This window comes from Rothia endophytica, assembly GCF_928381505.1.
Taxonomy (GTDB): Bacteria; Actinomycetota; Actinomycetes; order Actinomycetales; family Micrococcaceae; genus Rothia; species Rothia endophytica_A.
The window spans coordinates 1-3,554 of the sequence record NZ_CAKMSJ010000021.1; the positions used below are offsets into that span (position 1 = coordinate 1).

The window sequence follows — 3,554 nt, forward strand, 5'->3', positions numbered from 1 at the left end:
AGTACCAGCGTACGGCCCACAGAATGATGTCACGCTGAAAATGCCGGCCTTTGAATGGGTTCATGTGCAGCTCCATCAGCAAAAGGGGATGATAAGTTTATCACCACCGACTATTTGCAACAGTGCCCCGTCCGGATACTGCCAGATATCGGCGTCCAGGGAGATGTCCTGAAGCGCGGTGTCCGGAATTTCAGGTTTGTGTCTCTACAAAGACTAACTATCAGAAAAACTCATCGAGCATCAAATGAAACTGCAATTTATTCATATCAGGATTATCAATACCATATTTTTGAAAAAGCCGTTTCTGTAATGAAGGAGAAAACTCACCGAGGCAGTTCCATAGGATGGCAAGATCCTGGTATCGGTCTGCGATTCCGACTCGTCCAACATCAATACAACCTATTAATTTCCCCTCGTCAAAAATAAGGTTATCAAGTGAGAAATCACCATGAGTGACGACTGAATCCGGTGAGAATGGCAAAAGCTTATGCATTTCTTTCCAGACTTGTTCAACAGGCCAGCCATTACGCTCGTCATCAAAATCACTAGCATCAACCAAACCGTTATTCATTCGTGATTGCGCCTGAGCGAGACGAAATACGCGATCGCTGTTAAAAGGACAATTACAAACAGGAATCGAATGCAACCGGCGCAGGAACACTGCCAGCGCATCAACAATATTTTCACCTGAATCAGGATATTCTTCTAATACCTGGAATGCTGTTTTCCCGGGGATCGCAGTGGTGAGTAACCATGCATCATCAGGAGTACGGATAAAATGCTTGATGGTCGGAAGAGGCATAAATGCCGTCAGCCAGTTTAGTCTGACCATCTCATCTGTAACATCATTGGCAACGCTACCTTTGCCATGTTTCAGAAACAACTCTGGCGCATTGGGCTTCCCATACAATCGATAGATTGTCGCACCTGATTGCCCGACATTATCGCGAGCCCATCTATACCCATATAAATCAGCATCCAGGTTGGAATTTAATCGCGGCCTCGAGCAAGACGTTTCCCGTTGAATATGGCTCATAACACCCCTTGTATTACTGTTTATGTAAGCAGACAGTTTTATTGTTCATGATGATATATTTTTATCTTGTGCAATATAACATGGGTTGGCACTGTTGCAAATAGTCGGTGGTGATAAACTTATCATCCCCTTTTGCTGATGGAGCTGCACATGAACCCATTCAAAGGCCGGCATTTTCAGCGTGACATCATTCTGTGGGCCGTACGCTGGTACTGCAAATACGGCATCAGTTACCGTGAGCTGCAGGAGATGCTGGCTGAACGCGGAGTGAATGTCGATCACTCCACGATTTACCGCTGGGTTCAGCGTTATGCGCCTGAAATGGAAAAACGGCTGCGCTGGTACTGGCGTAACCCTTCCGATCTTTGCCCGTGGCACATGGATGAAACCTACGTGAAGGTCAATGGCCGCTGGGCGTATCTGTACCGGGCCGTCGACAGCCGGGGCCGCACTGTCGATTTTTATCTCTCCTCCCGTCGTAACAGCAAAGCTGCATACCGGTTTCTGGGTAAAATCCTCAACAACGTGAAGAAGTGGCAGATCCCACGATTCATCAACACGGATAAAGCGCCCGCCTATGGTCGCGCGCTTGCTCTGCTCAAACGCGAAGGCCGGTGCCCGTCTGACGTTGAACACCGACAGATTAAGTACCGGAACAACGTGATTGAATGCGATCATGGCAAACTGAAACGGATAATCGGCGCCACGCTGGGATTTAAATCCATGAAGACGGCTTACGCCACCATCAAAGGTATTGAGGTGATGCGTGCACTACGCAAAGGCCAGGCCTCAGCATTTTATTATGGTGATCCCCTGGGCGAAATGCGCCTGGTAAGCAGAGTTTTTGAAATGTAAGGCCTTTGAATAAGACAAAAGGCTGCCTCATCGCTAACTTTGCAACAGTGCCTCTGAGCGCCCTTTCCAGTCAGAACCCGCAGGCCGATCTTGCGGTCTGACAGCTCCTTCACCGTGTTGACCAGATGGGCAAGCGATCGTCCGAGGCGATCGAGCTTCCAGACCACCAGCACATCGCCGTCACGCAATGACTTGAGGCAGGCAGTCAAGCCAGGGCGATCATCACGACCGCCGGAAGCAAGATCATCATAGATATTGTCCCGTTCGACACCTGCGGCGCGCAAGGCGTCGTGCTGCAGGTCGAGAGACTGCGAGCCATCGGCTTTGGAGACGCGGGCATATCCGATCAGCATGTATCACAAACGTTGGTTTGAGGCGGCGCTTCGGCCACGATTGCATTGACCTCTGGAAATGTATCTCAACCAGCTTCATAAACAAAGCGTCTTGAACGCTATCAGATTTTGAAAAAGGAACATGTATGCCGCGTCGCGTCACTCTAACCGATCGGCAGAAAGACGCGCTGTTGCGCTTGCCGACTTCACAGACGGATTTGCTCAAGCACTATACGCTGAGTGATGAAGACCTTGGGCATATCAGGCTGCGTCGGCGCGCTCACAACAGGTTCGGCTTCGCCCTGCAATTGTGTGTCCTGCGCTATCCCGGCCGGGTGCTGGCTCCAGGCGAACTGATCCCTGCAGAGGTCATCGAATTTATCGGAGCGCAGCTTGGCCTGGGTGCCGACGATCTCGTAGACTATGCTGCCCGCGAGGAAACACGGCACGAGCATCTTGCCGAGTTACGGGGGCTCTACGGCTTCCGCACCTTCTCCGGACGTGGTGCGAGCGAGCTGAAGGAATGGTTGTTCCGAGAAGCCGAGATGGCGGTGTCGAACGAGGATATCGCCCGTCGCTTCGTAGCCGAGTGCCGACGCACCCGCACTGTCCTTCCCGCGACATCCACGATCGAGCGGCTTTGTGCCGCGGCTCTCGTCGATGCCGAGCGACGCATCGAGACGAGGATCGCCAGTCGGCTGCCTATGTCGATCCGAGAACAGTTGCTGGCATTGCTCGAGGAGACGGCTGATGATCGGGTGACCCGTTTTGTGTGGCTGCGCCAGTTCGAGCCTGGCTCGAACTCTTCGTCGGCCAACCGGCTGCTCGACCGGCTCGAATATCTGCAACGCATCGATCTCCCCGAGGATCTGCTTGCCGGCGTTCCTGCCCATCGGGTGACTCGTCTGCGCAGGCAGGGTGAACGGTATTATGCCGACGGCATGCGCGATCTCCCGGAGGACAGGCGGCTTGCGATCTTGGCTGTTTGCGTCTCGGAATGGCAGGCGATGTTGGCCGACGCAGTGGTCGAAACCCACGACCGGATCGTCGGCCGTCTCTACCGTGCTTCGGAGCGTATTTGCCATGCAAAGGTCGCAGACGAAGCGGGGGTGGTGCGTGACACCCTGAAATCCTTCGCCGAGATCGGGGGCGCCCTGGTCGATGCACAGGATGATGGCCAGCCGCTGGGCGATGTCATCGCGAGGGCACTGTTGCAAAGTTAGCGATGAGGCAGCCTTTTGTCTTATTCAAAGGCCTTACATTTCAAAAACTCTGCTTACCAGGCGCATTTCGCCCAGGGGATCACCATAATAAAATGCTGAGGCCTGGCC

Annotated in this window: 4 protein-coding genes and 1 pseudogene; 2 read left to right on the forward strand and 3 right to left on the reverse strand. The window is 52.9% G+C overall.

The window, feature by feature from the left end:
• Positions 1-220 precede the first annotated feature (220 nt).
• Complete coding sequence (gene aph(3')-Ia / locus L6990_RS11690; protein ID WP_000018326.1) at positions 221-1,036, reverse strand: aminoglycoside O-phosphotransferase APH(3')-Ia; 816 nt, start codon at positions 1,034-1,036, stop codon at positions 221-223.
• Between the two features lie 150 nt (positions 1,037-1,186).
• On the opposite strand from aph(3')-Ia, the gene L6990_RS11695 reads away from it, so the two are divergent.
• Complete coding sequence (locus L6990_RS11695) at positions 1,187-1,891, forward strand: IS6-like element IS26 family transposase (protein ID WP_001067855.1); 705 nt, start codon at positions 1,187-1,189, stop codon at positions 1,889-1,891.
• On the opposite strand, the gene L6990_RS11700 is transcribed toward L6990_RS11695, so the two are convergent.
• Positions 1,837-2,244: a recombinase family protein gene (locus L6990_RS11700; protein WP_012360777.1), complete on the reverse strand. Its 408-nt coding sequence runs from the start codon at positions 2,242-2,244 to the stop codon at positions 1,837-1,839. The two genes, L6990_RS11695 and L6990_RS11700, sit on opposite strands and share 55 nt — an antisense overlap.
• 125 nt (positions 2,245-2,369) lie before the next feature.
• Between L6990_RS11700 and L6990_RS11705 the strand changes: the two genes are divergently transcribed.
• Positions 2,370-3,446: a DUF4158 domain-containing protein gene (locus tag L6990_RS11705; RefSeq protein ID WP_044501954.1), complete on the forward strand. Its 1,077-nt coding sequence runs from the start codon at positions 2,370-2,372 to the stop codon at positions 3,444-3,446.
• Between the two features lie 33 nt (positions 3,447-3,479).
• On the opposite strand, the pseudogene L6990_RS11710 reads toward L6990_RS11705, so the two are convergent.
• Positions 3,480-3,554, reverse strand: a pseudogene (locus L6990_RS11710) (IS6 family transposase); the annotation flags it as partial.